General features: G+C 42.1%; 14 protein-coding genes and 1 pseudogene. 5 read left to right on the top strand and 10 right to left on the bottom strand.

Going from position 1 to position 15,816, the window contains the following annotated elements; genetic code table 11:
* Positions 1–41: 41 nt before the first annotated feature.
* On the top strand, positions 42–314 hold the full coding sequence (gene rpmA, locus LYNGBM3L_RS26005) for a 50S ribosomal protein L27 (RefSeq protein ID WP_008188487.1): 273 nt from the start codon (positions 42–44) through the stop codon (positions 312–314).
* 425 nt (positions 315–739) lie between these two features.
* On the opposite strand, the gene LYNGBM3L_RS26000 is transcribed toward rpmA, so the two are convergent.
* From LYNGBM3L_RS26000 to LYNGBM3L_RS25985, 5 genes and pseudogenes are all read right to left on the bottom strand, one after another.
* On the bottom strand, positions 740–1,651 hold the full coding sequence (locus LYNGBM3L_RS26000) for a CoB--CoM heterodisulfide reductase iron-sulfur subunit B family protein (protein ID WP_008188485.1): 912 nt from the start codon (positions 1,649–1,651) through the stop codon (positions 740–742).
* Positions 1,652–1,733: 82 nt separating this feature from the next.
* The gene (locus tag LYNGBM3L_RS25995; protein ID WP_008188484.1) at positions 1,734–2,480 is read right to left on the bottom strand and encodes a sulfotransferase family 2 domain-containing protein; all 747 of its coding nucleotides are present in this window, start codon (positions 2,478–2,480) and stop codon (positions 1,734–1,736) included.
* A 154-nt stretch (positions 2,481–2,634) separates the two neighbouring features.
* Positions 2,635–2,778, bottom strand: coding sequence for a hypothetical protein (locus tag LYNGBM3L_RS46120; RefSeq protein ID WP_165691865.1), 144 nt, complete (start codon positions 2,776–2,778; stop codon positions 2,635–2,637).
* Positions 2,757–4,445 (bottom strand): glycosyltransferase family 39 protein, encoded by a 1,689-nt coding sequence (locus tag LYNGBM3L_RS25990; RefSeq protein WP_008188482.1) that lies wholly within the window; start codon positions 4,443–4,445, stop codon positions 2,757–2,759. Before LYNGBM3L_RS25990 ends, LYNGBM3L_RS46120 begins: the two co-directional genes overlap by 22 nt.
* Before the next feature lie 187 nt (positions 4,446–4,632).
* Positions 4,633–5,831: pseudogene (locus tag LYNGBM3L_RS25985) on the bottom strand (glycosyltransferase).
* A gap of 1,063 nt (positions 5,832–6,894) precedes the next feature.
* Between LYNGBM3L_RS25985 and LYNGBM3L_RS25980 the strand changes: the two are divergent.
* From LYNGBM3L_RS25980 to LYNGBM3L_RS25970, 4 genes are all read left to right on the top strand, one after another.
* Complete coding sequence (locus LYNGBM3L_RS25980) at positions 6,895–7,584, top strand: glycosyltransferase family 2 protein (RefSeq protein WP_008188476.1); 690 nt, start codon at positions 6,895–6,897, stop codon at positions 7,582–7,584.
* A gap of 10 nt (positions 7,585–7,594) precedes the next feature.
* Complete coding sequence (locus LYNGBM3L_RS41755; RefSeq protein WP_008188473.1) at positions 7,595–7,783, top strand: hypothetical protein; 189 nt, start codon at positions 7,595–7,597, stop codon at positions 7,781–7,783.
* A gap of 9 nt (positions 7,784–7,792) precedes the next feature.
* Positions 7,793–9,808 carry an ArnT family glycosyltransferase gene (locus tag LYNGBM3L_RS25975; RefSeq protein WP_008188472.1) on the top strand — a complete coding sequence of 672 codons (2,016 nt, stop codon included), beginning with the start codon at positions 7,793–7,795 and terminating at the stop codon, positions 9,806–9,808.
* 307 nt (positions 9,809–10,115) lie between these two features.
* Complete coding sequence (locus LYNGBM3L_RS25970; protein ID WP_044494886.1) at positions 10,116–10,940, top strand: metallophosphoesterase; 825 nt, start codon at positions 10,116–10,118, stop codon at positions 10,938–10,940.
* 559 nt (positions 10,941–11,499) lie between these two features.
* Here LYNGBM3L_RS25970 and LYNGBM3L_RS25965 read toward each other — a convergent pair.
* The 5 genes from LYNGBM3L_RS25965 to LYNGBM3L_RS48985 form a co-directional block, all read right to left on the bottom strand.
* The gene (locus LYNGBM3L_RS25965; protein ID WP_008188465.1) at positions 11,500–11,919 is read right to left on the bottom strand and encodes a hypothetical protein; all 420 of its coding nucleotides are present in this window, start codon (positions 11,917–11,919) and stop codon (positions 11,500–11,502) included.
* Positions 11,920–12,677: 758 nt separating this feature from the next.
* Entirely contained in the window at positions 12,678–14,345 is a 1,668-nt protein-coding gene (pyrG, locus tag LYNGBM3L_RS25960) for a CTP synthase (RefSeq protein WP_008188463.1), read from the bottom strand.
* A 195-nt stretch (positions 14,346–14,540) separates the two neighbouring features.
* A complete protein-coding gene (locus LYNGBM3L_RS41750) occupies positions 14,541–14,807 on the bottom strand; it encodes a hypothetical protein (RefSeq protein ID WP_154659921.1) in 267 nt (88 codons plus the stop codon).
* On the bottom strand, positions 14,794–15,000 hold the full coding sequence (locus LYNGBM3L_RS25955) for a hypothetical protein (protein WP_044494884.1): 207 nt from the start codon (positions 14,998–15,000) through the stop codon (positions 14,794–14,796). Before LYNGBM3L_RS25955 ends, LYNGBM3L_RS41750 begins: the two co-directional genes overlap by 14 nt.
* 109 nt (positions 15,001–15,109) lie before the next feature.
* Complete coding sequence (locus LYNGBM3L_RS48985; protein WP_267872100.1) at positions 15,110–15,241, bottom strand: hypothetical protein; 132 nt, start codon at positions 15,239–15,241, stop codon at positions 15,110–15,112.
* Between the last annotated feature and the right edge of the window lie 575 nt (positions 15,242–15,816).

Genomic DNA, 15,816 nt, shown 5'->3' with positions numbered 1-15,816 from the left:
CTCAAAATTCCCGTAAAAACACCTAAATATAAAGGAACATTATGGCTCATAAGAAAGGAACAGGAAGTACTCGTAACGGTCGTGACTCTAATTCCAAACGCCTAGGGGTCAAGCGCTACGGTGGTCAGTTTGTCAAGGCTGGCAACATCTTGGTACGTCAGCGAGGTACTAAGGTTCATCCTGGTACCAATGTTGGTCGCGGCGGTGATGACACTCTATTTGCCATGGCTGATGGCATAGTCACTTTTGAAAGAAGGGGCAAAAGCCAAAAAAAAGTCAGCGTTTACCCGGTTGAAACCGAAGCATCAGCTTAGATACAACAGTTTATAGTTGAGACTGAAATCCCTCCATCAGCAGTTGGCTGCTGTTGATGGTAACTGATGAGGCACCCCCGAGGGGGTGCTTTTCTCTTGAAAATATGTCTGGCAAAGACAAAAGGTAATGGGTAATGGGTAATCGTTAACTACCAATTACCCATTACCCGATAAGGGAGATGATAATTAGTCAACCGGTAAGCATTCAGCCGTCAGCTGTCAGCCGTCAGCTTTTAGCTCACGGCTGACAGCTTAAAATAAACCTTGAAAAGGATAATTTAATAGTTCCAGATTAATGAGAATTGAAAGTCTGGGGATTTGCCCTTGGCCGATAGCCACGCATCGCGCATAAGCTGATAGCTGATAGCTGATAGCTGAATGCTTACGTCAACCGGATTTAGACTTCACACTTGATAGGTCACACTTCATACTTTATGGCCCAACTTCTCTAATACAGGTCCAGTCGAAACCACGTGCCGTTCTAAACCCAGTTGCTTTGGACTAACCCCTAGGGCTAGGGCAACTAACTGGGGTAAATGCAATACTGGTAACCTTAACTGACGCCCAATCACCTTTTCTACCTCTGGTTGACGGGAGTCCAGATTAAGATGACACAATGGACAAGGCGTCACCATGCAGTCCGCACCAGCATCCAAGGCTTCCTGAATATGCATCCCTGCCATCTTGAAGGATTGTTCTGTGGCATAACTAGAAATTGGCCAACCACAACATTGAGTACGACCTCGGTAATATACAGGTGTTGCTCCTACAGTGCGAAATACAGTTTCCATGGATTCTGGATGCACTGGGTCATCGTAGGGGATGGATGTCTGAGCTCGCAGCAAATAACAACCATAGAATGCAGCACACTTGAGTCCAGTTAGCTTGCGACTCACCTGTGCTGCTAGGGCTTCCATGCCGTAATCTGCCACCAATGCCCACAGTAAATGCTTGACTTCTGTAGTGCCTTTGTAAGGAGAACAGCCTTCTTTTTTGAGCAAGCCATTCACTTTTTCCACATAAGCGGTGTCGGTATCTTGGAATTCCTTTAAACGCTCATCTACATGACCAATTACTCCCTGACAGGTGCTGCAATGAGTTAACAGGGGTAGATTCAGCTGCTCAGCTAGGGCGATGTTGCGAGCGTTAACAGTGTCTTCTAGGAGTTGGGAATCTTCTTTGAAGGTTCCAGAACCACAACAAGCAGCTTTTTTCAACTCAACCAGTTCAATTCCTAGCGCTTGGGTTAAGGCTGACGTAGATTGGTATAGTTCTCCACAGGCTCCTTGAGCAACACAGCCGGGGAAATAGGCATATTTGAGCGTAGCAGATGGCATAGTAATTTATACTTAATCGCCTTAAAGCGGTTAGAGATCAGCTCAAGGGTAACAGCTGATGCCCTAACCGTTACTAGCTTGTTCAAAATTCGTAACCGTAGCGCTTTAGTTCTTCGTGAAAAACGTACTGGACAATTTTTCGCGATCGCTCATTATAGTACTCTCGATAGTTTTTCTTTCTTTCTTCGGTTTTGTTGATCACTGGTATTTGCACTTTGAAGGGCACTCCAGCTTTATCCAGGACTCTGTCAAAATCATCCTGAAGGGTTTCAAAACGCATTACACTATCCATACCTTTGGTATAACTTCCATAGAGTGTATACGGTTCAGCGGGAAGACCTACAAACTGTTTAAGTCGGTTTCGATTAGTATTCCGAACCAGGGATTGAACGGTTCGTTTCAGTCCATTGCCGTAAATAGAGCCATAGTGTTTTTCAATCCAATCATTAAATGAATGGGTTTTGCAAAATTCCATGTCTTCTATATAACCCGGTAGACGGTGAACCCATGACGTGGAGTCAGCGATAAAGTGTTGGTATTTTGAGGCTCTTTTTACATAGTCGGAAGCTAAACTGTCAAAAGGGTTGCGAATACAACTAAATTTTAGATAAGATGCTGCCTCTTTTTCTGTCAAAAGATTGCGTCTGAACATCTCTCGTAGAGAATGATGTCTTCTGTGCATCAAAAATTTTCCGTTGGCGTCTAGGATGTCTTGGGGGGGGACTAGTTCACCTTCTAGCTTTTTTTCGAGGACATCTTCTACTGCTGTGCAACCAGTTCGCGGTGCCATCAGGTAGAGTAAGCCGTATTTACGGCAAATCATTGCCATGAGCAAGCTCCTGTTATTCTAGGGATTATTATAAACAAGACGTAAGCATTCAGCTATCAGCATTCAGCTATCAGCATTCAGCTATCAGCATTCAGCTATCAGCATTCAGCTATCAGCTTTGGGCCTGTGGTCAGGCTACTGTTTGCGCAGCACCTCAAGTAGTGTGAGCTCTTAGCTGACGGCACCTCAAGTAGCGTGGCCAAAGGCCAACGGCTGACGGCTGACGGCTGACGGCTGACGGCTGATAGCTGACGGCTGATAGCTGAATGCTTAAGTTTATTGCTTTACTAGTTTCCACAGAAACGTTTTAATTTCGTAGGTTGGTTCAAGTTTATGGTTCCATTTGCCAATAAGTTCTGATTTATAGTTGTATTGTTTTTCGAATTTTTCTCGCAATTCCTTAGATGGATTATATAAAAATAAATCACTGAATTCATCGGTATTTTCGGGGATGATTAACTGTTTGCTTTTTTCGCCATTAGGCATCTTTACGGATTTGTCGCTTAACCAAGAAAACTTCACTTTGGAGTCGAGAAGGTAAGACAGGGAGATCACTTCCAGACTTTTTGTCAGCAAGAGGGGTTGGTCAGCCTGGTTAATGATTGCTGCTACCTGGGTATGGTTAGCACTAGTATACTTGTTCCACCAAAATTCTGCTTGAGAACTGATCACACAGGATAGAATTCCACCAGACAGTAGCAAAATCATTCCGAGTCGCCATAGCTTCTGTTGCCATACTCCCTGAAAAATACTAGTTACTTTGTTAGTTATTTTGTTAGTAAATAGGTAAGCAACTGCTAGCTGAATACCAAGATAACAGGGAATTAGATAGCGAGTTACGCTAGAACGCTTGCCTCCGGAAATTAAATCCGGTAGCACTAGGGCTAAGGCGGTAACTCCAATTAATGTCAAGATGAATAGACTAACTCGTTTGGGACTATGACGACAGAGAAAGTAAATGGCATAGCCGACTAGGATTAAGATTATTACAGAGACCACTACGCTGGGGAAATTTAAGCCTTGGTTGAGATCAAAGAAACTCCGATTAATATTAATCAGCCAGGTTTGGGCTAATGATGATAAGGGAACTTCTTTGAGTGCCCATTTGGTTTTGCTGGATACCTTAGAAAGGTTACTGTTAGAAACCAGTAACCAAGGGACAAATACCATCAAAGCCATTAACGATGATAGCCCATAGTAAACAATAATTTTACTGAAGCGGAACCGTTCTGTTACCAGTACATAGATGCCATGGCTGATGGCTACTAAGATAGAAAATAAAAAGGTATAAAATCCTGTCACTAACGTGAGGGCGTAAATTCCCCAGGTAGAGATAAAGTGTAGGATGTCTCTAATCTTACTGGTGGTGTTTCTTGGTTTGGTTAAGCGTATTGCCCGTAACAGTGCTGCACTTGATAGCAAAATAGTTACGCCCCATAAGCCATACTGTCTTGCTGCTTGGGCATACAATACCTGAAAGGGAGAAACGGCAACTAAGGCCATAGCTACCCATCCCACCAAGGACGACTCGAATAATTCTTGACATAACCAATAGATAGCAGGAAACATCAGCAAGCTAATCAGAGCTGAAAAACTTCTCCTCACTGCTACTGAATTCCCAAATAACTGCCCCCAAAATCGCGCCATCACGTAATATAATGGGGGATGTTGAGGTTCTTCAAACGCCAATCCCTTAATCGTACCAATCAAAGTTTTTTCCGGATTTGTCTGCTGATACTTATGTAATTCTTTAATAGCGATCGCATCCCCATTGGAAATTTCTGGTATCATGTCTGACAATCGATAACCAGAAATCCGTAGCGAGGTAAAGGTTTCATCAATCCAGTAGTTTTTTTTGTCAATATTTACGAATCGAAACACTATTCCTAGCATCAACAGGATAATAATTAAAAGCCCTAACCAAGTTGATGTAAATCTACGAGTTTGCTGCAATTTGTTTACCATATAGGTTTACCATAGATGATATTCATTGTTATGAAGTACATTCAATTTTCTTACCGCGACTCCCTCGGTGCGCTTTCCGTTGGCGAATTAAATTCGCCACGGGTCGCACCGCTCCCGACTCCCTAAAACCTTTTGCTGTTGACGGTCAACAGTCAACAGTCAACAGTCAACAGTCAACCGGTTATCATTATTTTTGCGTCACTCGCCAGTTGAGTTTTAGATTAATCCAGAAATTCCAGAAAGTAACGGCTGCGATCGCAATACCATTTGCAATCAGATAGTTAATTCCCAGGAGATTAAACAACAGATTCAACAACAGCACATTTAGGCACAAACCGATCAAACAGACCAGGTTAAACTTCAAAAACCGTTTCAAGCGCTTACCCCATCCCCACTGCTGACTCGCTATATCCCTAAATGTCCAGGCATCGTTCCAAATAAAGTTATTCATAATGGCCGCTTCAGCAGCAATAATTTTACTGCGGGTGAGTCCCCAACCCAAACTAGCAGGGTCATGGAGTAAGTAAAGCACAGTCATATCCACAAATACCCCACTGAATCCCACTAAGCCAAAACGAATAAACCGCTTTAAGGGGAAGGGAATGCCTTTCTAAGTTTACCAATGGTTCCGAGAGAAAACCTTAACCGGAGTAAGTGTCTAATATAGTCTACATACTGTTTCCAGGTAACTTTGCTCTCTCCTGAGAGTCTCTCTTGAAATACATAGCCAACTTCTGCAATTCGGCCAATTTTTCCCCTAGCCAGCACTTCAATTAGAATCTTGTACCCCAGAGGATTGAGGTCTTTTTCCTGAATGGCACTACGGCGTACCATAAAAAAACCGCTCATTGGGTCAGAAACACGACCGATAACTTCTGGTAAAATCGATAATCCTAAAAGTTGAGCACCTCTGGATAAGAAACGCCTCACTACACTCCAATCACTAACACCACCATCGTCTACATGACGACTGGCAATAGCGATATCGGCTCCATCCTCCATTGCTACCAAAAGTTTTACTAATATCTCTGGTGGATGCTGTAAATCCCCATCAATTACCCCCAAAATTTTTCCAGTACCTACCTTCCAGCCGTGAATAACTGCTGTAGATAACCCCCGTTCATGCTGACGGCGAATTACCTGTAACTGTGGATAGTCCGACATCAGAGCCTGGGCGATTTCCCAGGTACGATCAGGACTATCGTCATCTACTACAATTAGTTCGTATTGGTTTGGTATAGCTTCATCGAGCAAATTGCTCAGGATTCTAATTAGCTCCCCGATGTTTCTACTCTCGTTATAGGTGGGAATCACCAAGGATAAGGAAGAATCACTAAGGTGAGATTCTTCTGGTGTTATGTAGTCATTACTGGTATCCAAAGACATACTCTCTTGGTTGATGGAATTTTTTTTAGGTTAATGGTGCTAGATGTTAGATGTTAGGTTTTGGGTTAATGGTGTTAGTACTTAATGTCTAGCGCGCCTAATACCTAGTGCTATCAAGCCTATGGCATTAGTCATTAGTTTAGTTATTAGTCACTAGTTATCAGTCATTAGTCAAAATACGTAAGCATTCAGCTATCAGCTATCAGCTATCAGTGCTATCAGACCAATTAAAGTAGGGTGGGCAAAGTAGTATAATCTAGAATACTCAAAAGAAGCAAACTGTTTTTGCCCACCCTACAAGCTGCTATCAGCTATCAGTGCTATCAGACCAATTAAAGTAGGGTGGGCAAAGTAGTATAATCTAGAATACTCAAAAGAAGCAAACTGTTTTTGCCCACCCTACAAGCTGCTATCAGCTATCAGTGCTATCAGACCAATTAAAGTAGGGTGGGCAAAGTAGTATAATCTAGAATACTCAAAGGAGGCAAACTGTTTTTGCCCACCCTACAGGCTGCTATCAGCGTGTCGCGGATCAGACCAATAAAAGTAGGGTGGCAAAAGTAGTATAATCTAGAATACTCAAAAGAAGCAAACTGTTTTTGCCCACCCTACAAGCTATCAGCCAAAGTCTGACGGCTGACCGCTGACGGCTGAATGCTTACCAAAATACTAATGAGTAATGAGCAACGACTCCCCAATCAGGCTTGAGCGTAATGGTTTAGTAGTTGCTCTATGTTAGTTGCTCTATGTTGCTCTATTTAGTTGATCTATTTATAATCCTACAGTAGAATTATACTAATTTATTCAGGGTGTCAAGTAGTCAACCTCAAACCTGTCTATCAATCCTGGTCGTGCCCTGAATTTGAGGGTTCAATCCCATCTAATCACGGGGAAACTTCCCATAACTTTATGTAACTGACGTTATGTAAATATTTCGTGATGTGTTTAGGGGCTCAAACTCTCTACTTAACCAAAGGCTAGGGGAATTAGGCGGGGATTATGTAAAGATTATGTAAAGTTTTAAGCTAATCAAATTATTTGCTTATTATTAAGGATTAAGCTTATGAAGCTAAGTGTTGTAATACCCTGTTTTAACGAAGTCAACACAATTGCCAATGTTATTGAAGCTGTCAAAGCATCTCCGGTTAAAGAGTGCGAAATTATTGTTGTCGATGACTACTCAACGGATGGCACTAGAGAGATTTTAGAGTCATCACTAGAATCCCAGATTGACCATGTTGTCTATCATCACAAGAATCGGGGCAAAGGAGCTGCCTTACGGACTGGGTTTGGCTTGGCTACTGGAGATATCGTAATCGTTCAAGACGCTGATTTAGAGTACGATCCCCAGGAATATCCCTTGTTAATGCAGCCGATTATTGATGGCAAAGCGGATGTGGTTTATGGCTCCCGTTTCGCTGGCGGTGGTCCCCATCGGGTAGTGTACTACTGGCATATGGTGGGCAATAAATTTTTAACCATGCTCTCCAATATGTTTACCAATATTAACCTTACCGATATGGAAACCTGCTATAAGGCATTCCGGCGTGATCTTATCCAATCTATCAAAATCGAAGAATCTCGGTTTGGCTTTGAACCAGAAATTACTGCTAAGGTTGCCAAAAAGAAATGCCGCATCTATGAAGTAGGAATATCTTACTATGGTCGCACTTACGAAGAAGGAAAAAAAATTGGCTGGAGGGATGGGTTTCGGGCAATATTATGTATCCTAAAATACAATCTTTTTCCTTAGTCATAATCTGATGGTGGGCAGTCATAATCCGATGGTGGGCAGTGCCGAGCAACCCTATTACAAACTTCGGAATCTGTCTGATACACTGCCCACCCTACATGAACTTTTGGTTAATCACTTACTCCCTATTCCCTATTCCCTATTCCCTATTCCCTATTCCCTATTCCCTATTCCCTATTCCCTACTCCCTTTGCTATAATAACTAACTATGTTGGCTTTGCTCCCTCTGATTACCTTCACTGTTTTATTTCTCTTCATCTATCGTTACAATTATTGCTGGCGTAGTTCCCTATTGTGGGCAGCTATTACCTGGGGAGTCTTATTAACCTTTATCACTGAAGTTTTAAGTTTATTTAAGTTAATTACTTGGGGTTGGATAGCGGGAATCTGGGGTTTATTGAGTCTGACGTTGATTTTTGCTTACTTTCGGACTGTTAAACCAGGACGAGTCACCCGCACCCAGGATTCACAACATGGGATTGGGCAAAATGGGATTGGGCAAAGCTCACCCTCCACGAATGGGCAAAATCCAAACAATGGGAATGCCCAAATCTCTGGTTTTTTACTGGTATTACTTGGAGGTATAGGATTTCTGGTCGCTACCGTAGGCTTAACTGCTATCGTTGCGCCTCCCAATACCTGGGATTCCATGACTTACCACATGAGTCGTGTCCTTCATTGGATGCAGCATCACAGTGTTGCTCATTATCCTACCCATATTCCCAGACAGCTTTACCAAAACCCTTGGGCTGAATTTACGATCATGCATTTTCAACTCTTGAGTAGGAGCGATCGCTTAGCTAATCTTGTCCAATGGTTCAGTATGATTGGTAGCGTGATTGGGGTATCTCTGATTGCTAAAGAATTGGGAGCGGCGATACGAGGACAGGTTTTTGCTGCTGTAGTCGCTGCTACTATTCCGATGGGAATCCTACAAGGGTCAAGTACCCAGAATGATTATGTGGTTTCGTTCTGGGTGATTTGTTTGGCTTACTTTATTATTTTGACTCTCAAATCCAGAGTTAGCTGGATTAATATATTAGGGGTTGGTGCTACCATGGGGATGGCTATTGTTACGAAAGCAACAGCCTATATTTATGCATTTCCCTTATTTATCTGGTTTTCACTGATGATGATTAAGCGCCTACGTTGGCGATGGTGGAAACCAATTTTAACGGTAGGGGTTATTGTTATTTTAATTAATCTCGGTCACTATATCCGTAACTTCGATTTGTATGGCACTCCAATTGCCACGGCTTCAGAAGAACTACGATATACTAATGAAATTTTTACAACCTCAGTCTTAGTATCCAATATTTTGAGAAATATTGGTCTTCACATGGGAACACCGATTGGGATTATTAATGCTATCTCCAATAAGATAATTAATTTATTCCATCTCGTTTTAAGTGTAGATATTAGTGACCCCCGCACCACTTATACCGGAAAGTTTGGGATTCCTGGTGGATTATCAACTCTGGGAATTAATGCTACGGAAAACAACACTAGCAACACCCTTCATCTAGTTTTAATCGTTTTCTCCATCATCGCTTGTTTCATCCAACGACAGGGTCGAAAGCAACGCTATATACTCAGTTATATTGCTGTGATTATTAGCATATTTCTGCTATTTTGTTTCCTGTTGAAATGGCAATGGTGGAACAGTCGGCTTCATTTACCAATTTTCTTACTTTTTTCTGCAGTAGTCGGAATAGTATTGTCCCAAATTAAGTTACGTCAAGTTGCCAATGTTATAGCAGTGCTTTTGATTATCACATCATTACCATGGGCATTATCTGGCAGAGAACGACCTCTTCTGGGCGCTAACAGTATTTTCAACACTAGCCGTACTGAGCAATATTTTAACAGTAGGTCTCGAATCAAATCAGGTTACCTCGGTGCTATTGATGTTTTGAAAAGTAGTAAATGTACAGATATTGGACTGTATTTAGGTGACAATGACTGGGAATACCCATTATGGATACTTTTACAACAACAGACTGATTCACCAGTGAGGATTGAACATATAAACGTTAAGAATACATCAGCCAGCAAGTCTGAACTTTCCACCAATAGCAAATTTATTCCTTGTGGAATTTTTTCAACTAAACCTGAACCTGATCAAACTAACCAAGCTGAGGAAATAACTTACCAAAATAGAATTTATCCTCAAGCTTGGTCAAAAGATAAGGTCAAAATTTTCCTTAGTCAAAAAAAATCCTGATTTTATCCGTAATTCTAAATTAGATTTTAGCTATCAGGGGTCAGCGGTCAGCGGTCAGCGGTCAGCGGTCAGCTTTGTGGCACAGGCTTTGGCCTTTGGCCACGCTGTGCGAACGACGCTGTGACTTTCGTGACTATTAAACAAATGGTTACCTGTTTTATTCAAAAACTTATAGCTATTAGCTATTGGCTGATAACTGATAACTGATAGCTGATAGTTGATGGCTGATAGCTGATAGCTGATGGCTGATAGCTGATAGCTAAGCTATGCTGGAGGCAAGTGTTTAATGACCCTCACGATTAGCTGGATGAATTGGATATTTTCAGAACCCTTAAAGGTAGAAAAAGTCACCGTTGCGATCGCGGATTTACCTACGTCATTGCGAGGCACAAAACTTGTACAACTATCCGATTTACATTATGATCGACAGCAGTTACGAGAAAATATCTTAGCTGACGCTATTGAAGCCGCTAATCAAGCTGAACCTGATCTAGTCGTGTTAACTGGCGACTACGTAACCAATAGCCCGACTCCTATTTATCTACTAGCGCGGCGATTGAAGTACCTGGAAAGTCGCCATGGAATCTATGCTATACTGGGTAACCATGATTTAGCCTGGCGTCATTCAAAAGCAACAATTACTCAGGCTCTAACTAAGATTGGTGTGAAGGTGTTGTGGAATGCGATCGCTTATCCGTTTGGAGCACAATTACCTCTAGTAGGACTTGCTGATTTTTGGTCTGGTGATTTCAATCCTGGTCCAGTGCTCAATCAAATTGACCCCAAAACACCCCGGATTGTCTTATCCCACAACCCTGATACTGCGGAGATATTACAGCGTTGGCGAGTGGATTTGCAGTTGTCTGGTCATACCCATGGTGGTCAGATTGTGATTCCAGGAATCGGACCTGCGCCAGCATTGTTGAAAACCCTCCGGAAGTATATTCCTAAATCTGTGCAGCCCTGGATACCGTATTTGAAAGTATGTTCAAAAGTAACTAAGCACTGGGAATGGTCTGAGGGTTTACATTCGATCGGTAAAAATCAGTTGTATACTAATCGTGGTTTAGGAACTTATTGGCCAGGTCGTCTATTTTGTCCACCAGAAGTTACAGTAATTACATTGAATTAAGAATGTAGAATTAAGAATGTAGAATTAAGAATGGGGAATTAAGAATGTAGAATTAAGAATGGGGAATTAAGAATGGGGAATTAAGAATGGGGAATTAAGAATGTAGAATTAAGAATGGGGAATTAAGAATGGGGAATTAAGAATGTAGAATTAAGAATGGGGAATTAAGAATGGGGAATTAAGAATGTAGAATTAAGAATGTAGAATTAAGAATGGGGAATTAAGAATGGGGAATTAAAAATTAAGAATTAAGAATGTAGAATTAAGAATGTAGAATTAAGAAGGCAGAAGCCAGAAGCCAGAAGCCAGAAGCCAGAAGCCAGAAGCCAGAAGCCAGAAGCCAGGGGAGCATCTCATTTTGGAAACAATATTACCCAAAGCAACTATATTTCAAGGGTTTCAGCCCCCTAACAAGAGCTAACGTGCCAAATTGGGATGCTCCCGAAGCCAGAAGCCAGAAGCCAGAAGGTAGCATGTATAATTCTAAATTCTAAATTCTAAATTCTAAATTATTAATTCTAAATTCCCAATTCTAAATTCTAAATTCTAAATTCTATAATTACGTTAGTAAATAGCCAGTTTTTTGTTCAATGTAGTCTATTATCTTATGATAAATTTCTGGATATTTTTGTTCGCTAATAATGATGGGCATGGAACTGTCAGGTAACCAAAAGGTTAATCTCTGATTTGGGTAGTGACAAAAACTACTGATTTTGTTGAGGTCAAGGATATAATCATGACGCTCGTAACTGAATGTAATCCAAAAACCAGAAGGTGATCGTGCTGATAACTTTTGAATGTAGTTCACCACTCGTTGATAACCGTCTGGGTCACTTTGACGGTTGATAATAATGGGAATAGTACTATCGGGTAACCAGAAGGTTATTTTTCCGTTGGGTCCATGGGTGAATGTACTAAGCCGATCCAGATCAATGACATATTCTCGATGATCGTAATTAACTTTTATCCAGTAACTCACAAAACCTCCTTATTGACATAATGGGTTGGTAATACTAGCAATTACCAATTCGAACGAGTCCAGTTAATCACTTTAGCAAAGGGAACAGGAAACAAAAATTATCACAATTCCTATACGGATTGCTCTTCTTATTCAGATTACTGGTTACTTCTTGTTAATTAACACTTGTTACTTGTTACTGGGAGCATTTCACCTTTGTAATTATGTACATATATCCCCCCTAACCCCCCTTAATCAAGGGGGGAATTAGATTCAAAAGTCCCCCTTATTAAGGGGGATTTAGGGGGATCTGAATCAGGGATTAACAAAACTGACATGCTCCATTTGTTACTTGTTACTTGACTTTCAACCAATAAGGAGAAATAGTTAACCAGGATAGGAAAAATGTAGAATGTAGAATGTAGAATTAAGAATGTAGAATTAAGAATGTAGAATTAAGAATGTAGAATTAAGAATCCAATTCTAAATTCGCGCATTCTTAATTCTTAATTCTATTAAGATCATCCCTGAATTGAGCGAAAGTTGGAAGCCCCAACCTACTTCGTGTCGGTTGGGGTACTTCACTGTTACCTAGCTGCTGATCAAGCTAAGTCATATTTCAGGGGTTTATTCCTCAGAGCCGGATAATTTCTGTGGAATCATGTTTTGATGGAGGGTAATTATCCGGCATGATGTCATTGATCCCCTAATCTGCGACATATGTGACATCCGTTGCCCTATTTACCCTGATCAATACCGAAAGAACTTGCGTCACATACTTAGCAGCCTACTTGGGCAATGGATTGCTGGTTTTCGCTAGTACTGCCGTTAGTAGTGGACTGTTTAACCTGTGCTTTGTCAAGGGTAGCTTGCACAAATCCCACAAACAATGGATGGGGATGACTAGGACGGGAGCTAAATTCTGGGTGGAACTGAGTGGCAATAAAGAAGGGGTGTTCTTTCAATTCAATTATTTCCACTAGGCGACCATCGGGAGAAGTCCCACTAATCACAAAACCTGTTTCTAGAAATAGGTTGCGATAAGCATTATTAAATTCATAGCGGTGGCGGTGGCGCTCATAAATAACTTCTTCTTGGTAGAGGGAAGATGCTAGAGTATCAGGTGCTATACGGCATGGGTATAGCCCTAAACGCATGGTACCGCCTAAATCCACTACATCTTGTTGTTCTGGCAATAGATGAATGACGGGATTCTTGATATCAGTGAAAAACTCGGCACTATGGGCATCTTCTAAGAGGGCTATGTGCTGTGCCCATTCAACTACAGAACACTGCATCCCTAAACATAAGCCCAGCAAGGGAATCTGATTTTCCCTAGCATACCGAATGGCCTGAATTTTGCCATCTACTCCCCGAATCCCAAAGCCTCCAGGAATAAGGATACCGTTAAAACCGTTTAGGAAGGGTTCAGGGCCGTAAGCTTCCACATCCTCAGCACTAACCCAGTGTATTTTGATTTTGGTATCCTTTGCGATCGCAGCATGCTGCAAAGCTTCCACAACGGATAGATAGGCATCAGTTAGTTTGATATACTTACCAACAATGGCAATTTCAAGATGGTGAGTGGGATTATGCAAACGCTCAACTAACCGCTGCCAATGGGTTAAATCTGGTTCCCGTTGCTCCATCTGGAATAACTCTAGAGTTTGCTGGGCTAGTCCTTCTTTTTCTAGCATTAGGGGGACTTCGTAGATACTGCTGGCGTCCTGTGCAGAAATAACTGACTCTACTGGTACATCACAGAATGCTGATATTTTATCTTTTAATCCGCTTGGGAAAGCGCGATCGCATCGGCAAATTAAAATATCCGGTTGAATCCCAATGGCACGCAATTCCTTGACGGAGTGCTGGGTTGGCTTAGTTTTTATTTCTCCAGCCGCAGGAATCCAAGGTAATAGGGTGACGTGCATATAAAGGACGTGATTGCGCCCGACATCCTTACGGAATTGACGAATTGCTTCCAAAAACGGTAGGGATTCAATATCCCCCAATGTGCCACCAATTTCTGTAATCACTACATCAGGATTGGAATTTTGGGCAACTCGATGAATGCGCTGTTTTATTTCATTGGTAATGTGGGGAATCACCTGCACTGTTCCCCCCTGGTAGTCACCGCGACGTTCTTTATTGATTACGGCTTGATAAATCGAGCCAGTTGTGACACTGTTTAGGCGAGAGACGGAGGTATCCGTGAAGCGTTCATAGTGACCTAAATCTAAATCTGTCTCGGCACCGTCTGATGTTACAAACACTTCTCCATGTTGGTAGGGACTCATGGTGCCCGGATCTACGTTAATATAGGGGTCTAGTTTAAGAATCGAGACGGAATAGTTCCGGGATTTGAGTAAACGTCCCAAGCTAGCAGCAACAATCCCCTTGCCAATACTGGATACAACCCCTCCAGTTATGAAGACAAACTTAGTCATAATAGTAATAATATTATAGCGCGATATAGATTTTCTGGGTTCATTGTGCCATGGTACACCAGAGTTGTTTGGTGCTGCTGAGCTATCAGCTATCAGCTATCAGTATTCAGCTATCAGCTATCATTTACCAGCAATCAGCAATCAGCAATCAGTTATCAGCAATCAGCAATCAGCAATCAGTTATCAGCTTAAGCGCTACGCGCACGCTACTTGAGGTGCTATCAGCTTAAGCGCTACGCGCACGCTACTTGAGGTGCTATCAGCTTTCAGCCAACGGCTGACCACTGACCACTGAAGGTGACGGCTGACGGCTGACCACTGACGGCTGACCACTGACGGCTGACCACTGACGGCTGACGGCTGACGGCTGACCACTGACCACTGACCACTGACCACTGACCGCTGACCGCTGACCGCTGACCGCTGACCGCTGATCGATGCAAAACCCCTAGGATTCCTCATCCATTGGATTACCGAGGTCTAGATTACCGACGTCAAAGACAATGACAAATTGAGCATCAGGCATTAATCGTTTCAGAGCCCATAAGTGTCCTTCCGCATCAGACCGGTTCCGGAAGCGAGCAACGACTCTCCGCTGCATCTTGGGTAACAGCCGAATGACCACCCACGGATGAAGGCGTTCAGAATAACTCATAATCAAACTATCTCCTTTTGTAGGGGAGCCAGAGCTAGCCCGCCGACGGTCCAACATCTACGGGCTAGCTCTTGACTCCGGGCGTCTCAGCGCCCACTCTTTTATTCTATCATAAAAATTTTATATTATAACATATTTTTAAATTTTTTGTTAAAAACTGGTTGGGAATCGGGAATCGGGAATCGGAACCCACCCCTAACCCCTCCCAGGAGGGGAACGGGAATCGGGAATCGGAACCCACCCCTAACCCCTCCCAGGAGGGGAACGGGAATCGGGAATCGGGAATCGGGAATAAGGAATAGGTAAAAAATTTTATGTACCTTTATAGCTTATAGTTATGAAAAACGCTGTATAGCATTTATAAATAGGTCATTAACAATCTGGCGGATTTCTCATAACATCAAAAAGTCTTTGTAGCTTATTGATACAGTCGCTAATGGGGTAGCATCCTTTGACCGCGCTGCATCGCTCTTTTCTACTATTCCCGATTCCCTATTCCCTGCTCCCTGCTCCCTACTCGCTGCTCCCTAAAACCCAGAAATTTCTACCTCACAAAATTAACAACTACTTGACTTATTGCTATGGGTCTATTATTCTGTTTATTAGCTACTTTATCCACTTATATAATCCTTGGATACGTTAATCCTGTCAGTGGGAAAAGTGCATTTAATACTTCTAAGGTAAACGAATCTAGATCTATAACAATGTCTTATCCTACTCAAGAGTCAGAATTCAGTAGTCATGACAATTTTGAAGTCAGTCAATCATCTGCACAACTAAAACTTTATGGTGCTCTTCGGAGCCGAGCTGCGATTG

Origin of the sequence: Moorena producens 3L (assembly GCF_000211815.1) — a bacterium.
Lineage (GTDB): Bacteria > Cyanobacteriota > Cyanobacteriia > Cyanobacteriales > Coleofasciculaceae > Moorena > Moorena producens.
Note: the sequence above shows the minus strand (reverse complement) of the source record. Positions and strands in the feature narration are given on the sequence as shown.

Excerpts from the sequence above, each read along its gene's own strand:
- rpmA (WP_008188487.1), top strand. The coding sequence starts at position 42 with ATGGCTCATAAGAAAGGAACAGGAAGTACTCGTAACGGTCGTGACTCT.
- LYNGBM3L_RS26000 (WP_008188485.1), bottom strand. The coding sequence starts at position 1,651 with ATGCCATCTGCTACGCTCAAATATGCCTATTTCCCCGGCTGTGTTGCT.
- LYNGBM3L_RS25995 (WP_008188484.1), bottom strand. The coding sequence starts at position 2,480 with ATGGCAATGATTTGCCGTAAATACGGCTTACTCTACCTGATGGCACCG.
- LYNGBM3L_RS25990 (WP_008188482.1), bottom strand. The coding sequence starts at position 4,445 with ATGGTAAACAAATTGCAGCAAACTCGTAGATTTACATCAACTTGGTTA.
- LYNGBM3L_RS25980 (WP_008188476.1), top strand. The coding sequence starts at position 6,895 with ATGAAGCTAAGTGTTGTAATACCCTGTTTTAACGAAGTCAACACAATT.
- LYNGBM3L_RS41755 (WP_008188473.1), top strand. The coding sequence starts at position 7,595 with ATGGTGGGCAGTCATAATCCGATGGTGGGCAGTGCCGAGCAACCCTAT.
- LYNGBM3L_RS25975 (WP_008188472.1), top strand. The coding sequence starts at position 7,793 with ATGTTGGCTTTGCTCCCTCTGATTACCTTCACTGTTTTATTTCTCTTC.
- LYNGBM3L_RS25970 (WP_044494886.1), top strand. The coding sequence starts at position 10,116 with ATGAATTGGATATTTTCAGAACCCTTAAAGGTAGAAAAAGTCACCGTT.
- pyrG (WP_008188463.1), bottom strand. The coding sequence starts at position 14,345 with ATGACTAAGTTTGTCTTCATAACTGGAGGGGTTGTATCCAGTATTGGC.
- LYNGBM3L_RS41750 (WP_154659921.1), bottom strand. The coding sequence starts at position 14,807 with ATGAGGAATCCTAGGGGTTTTGCATCGATCAGCGGTCAGCGGTCAGCG.
- LYNGBM3L_RS25955 (WP_044494884.1), bottom strand. The coding sequence starts at position 15,000 with ATGAGTTATTCTGAACGCCTTCATCCGTGGGTGGTCATTCGGCTGTTA.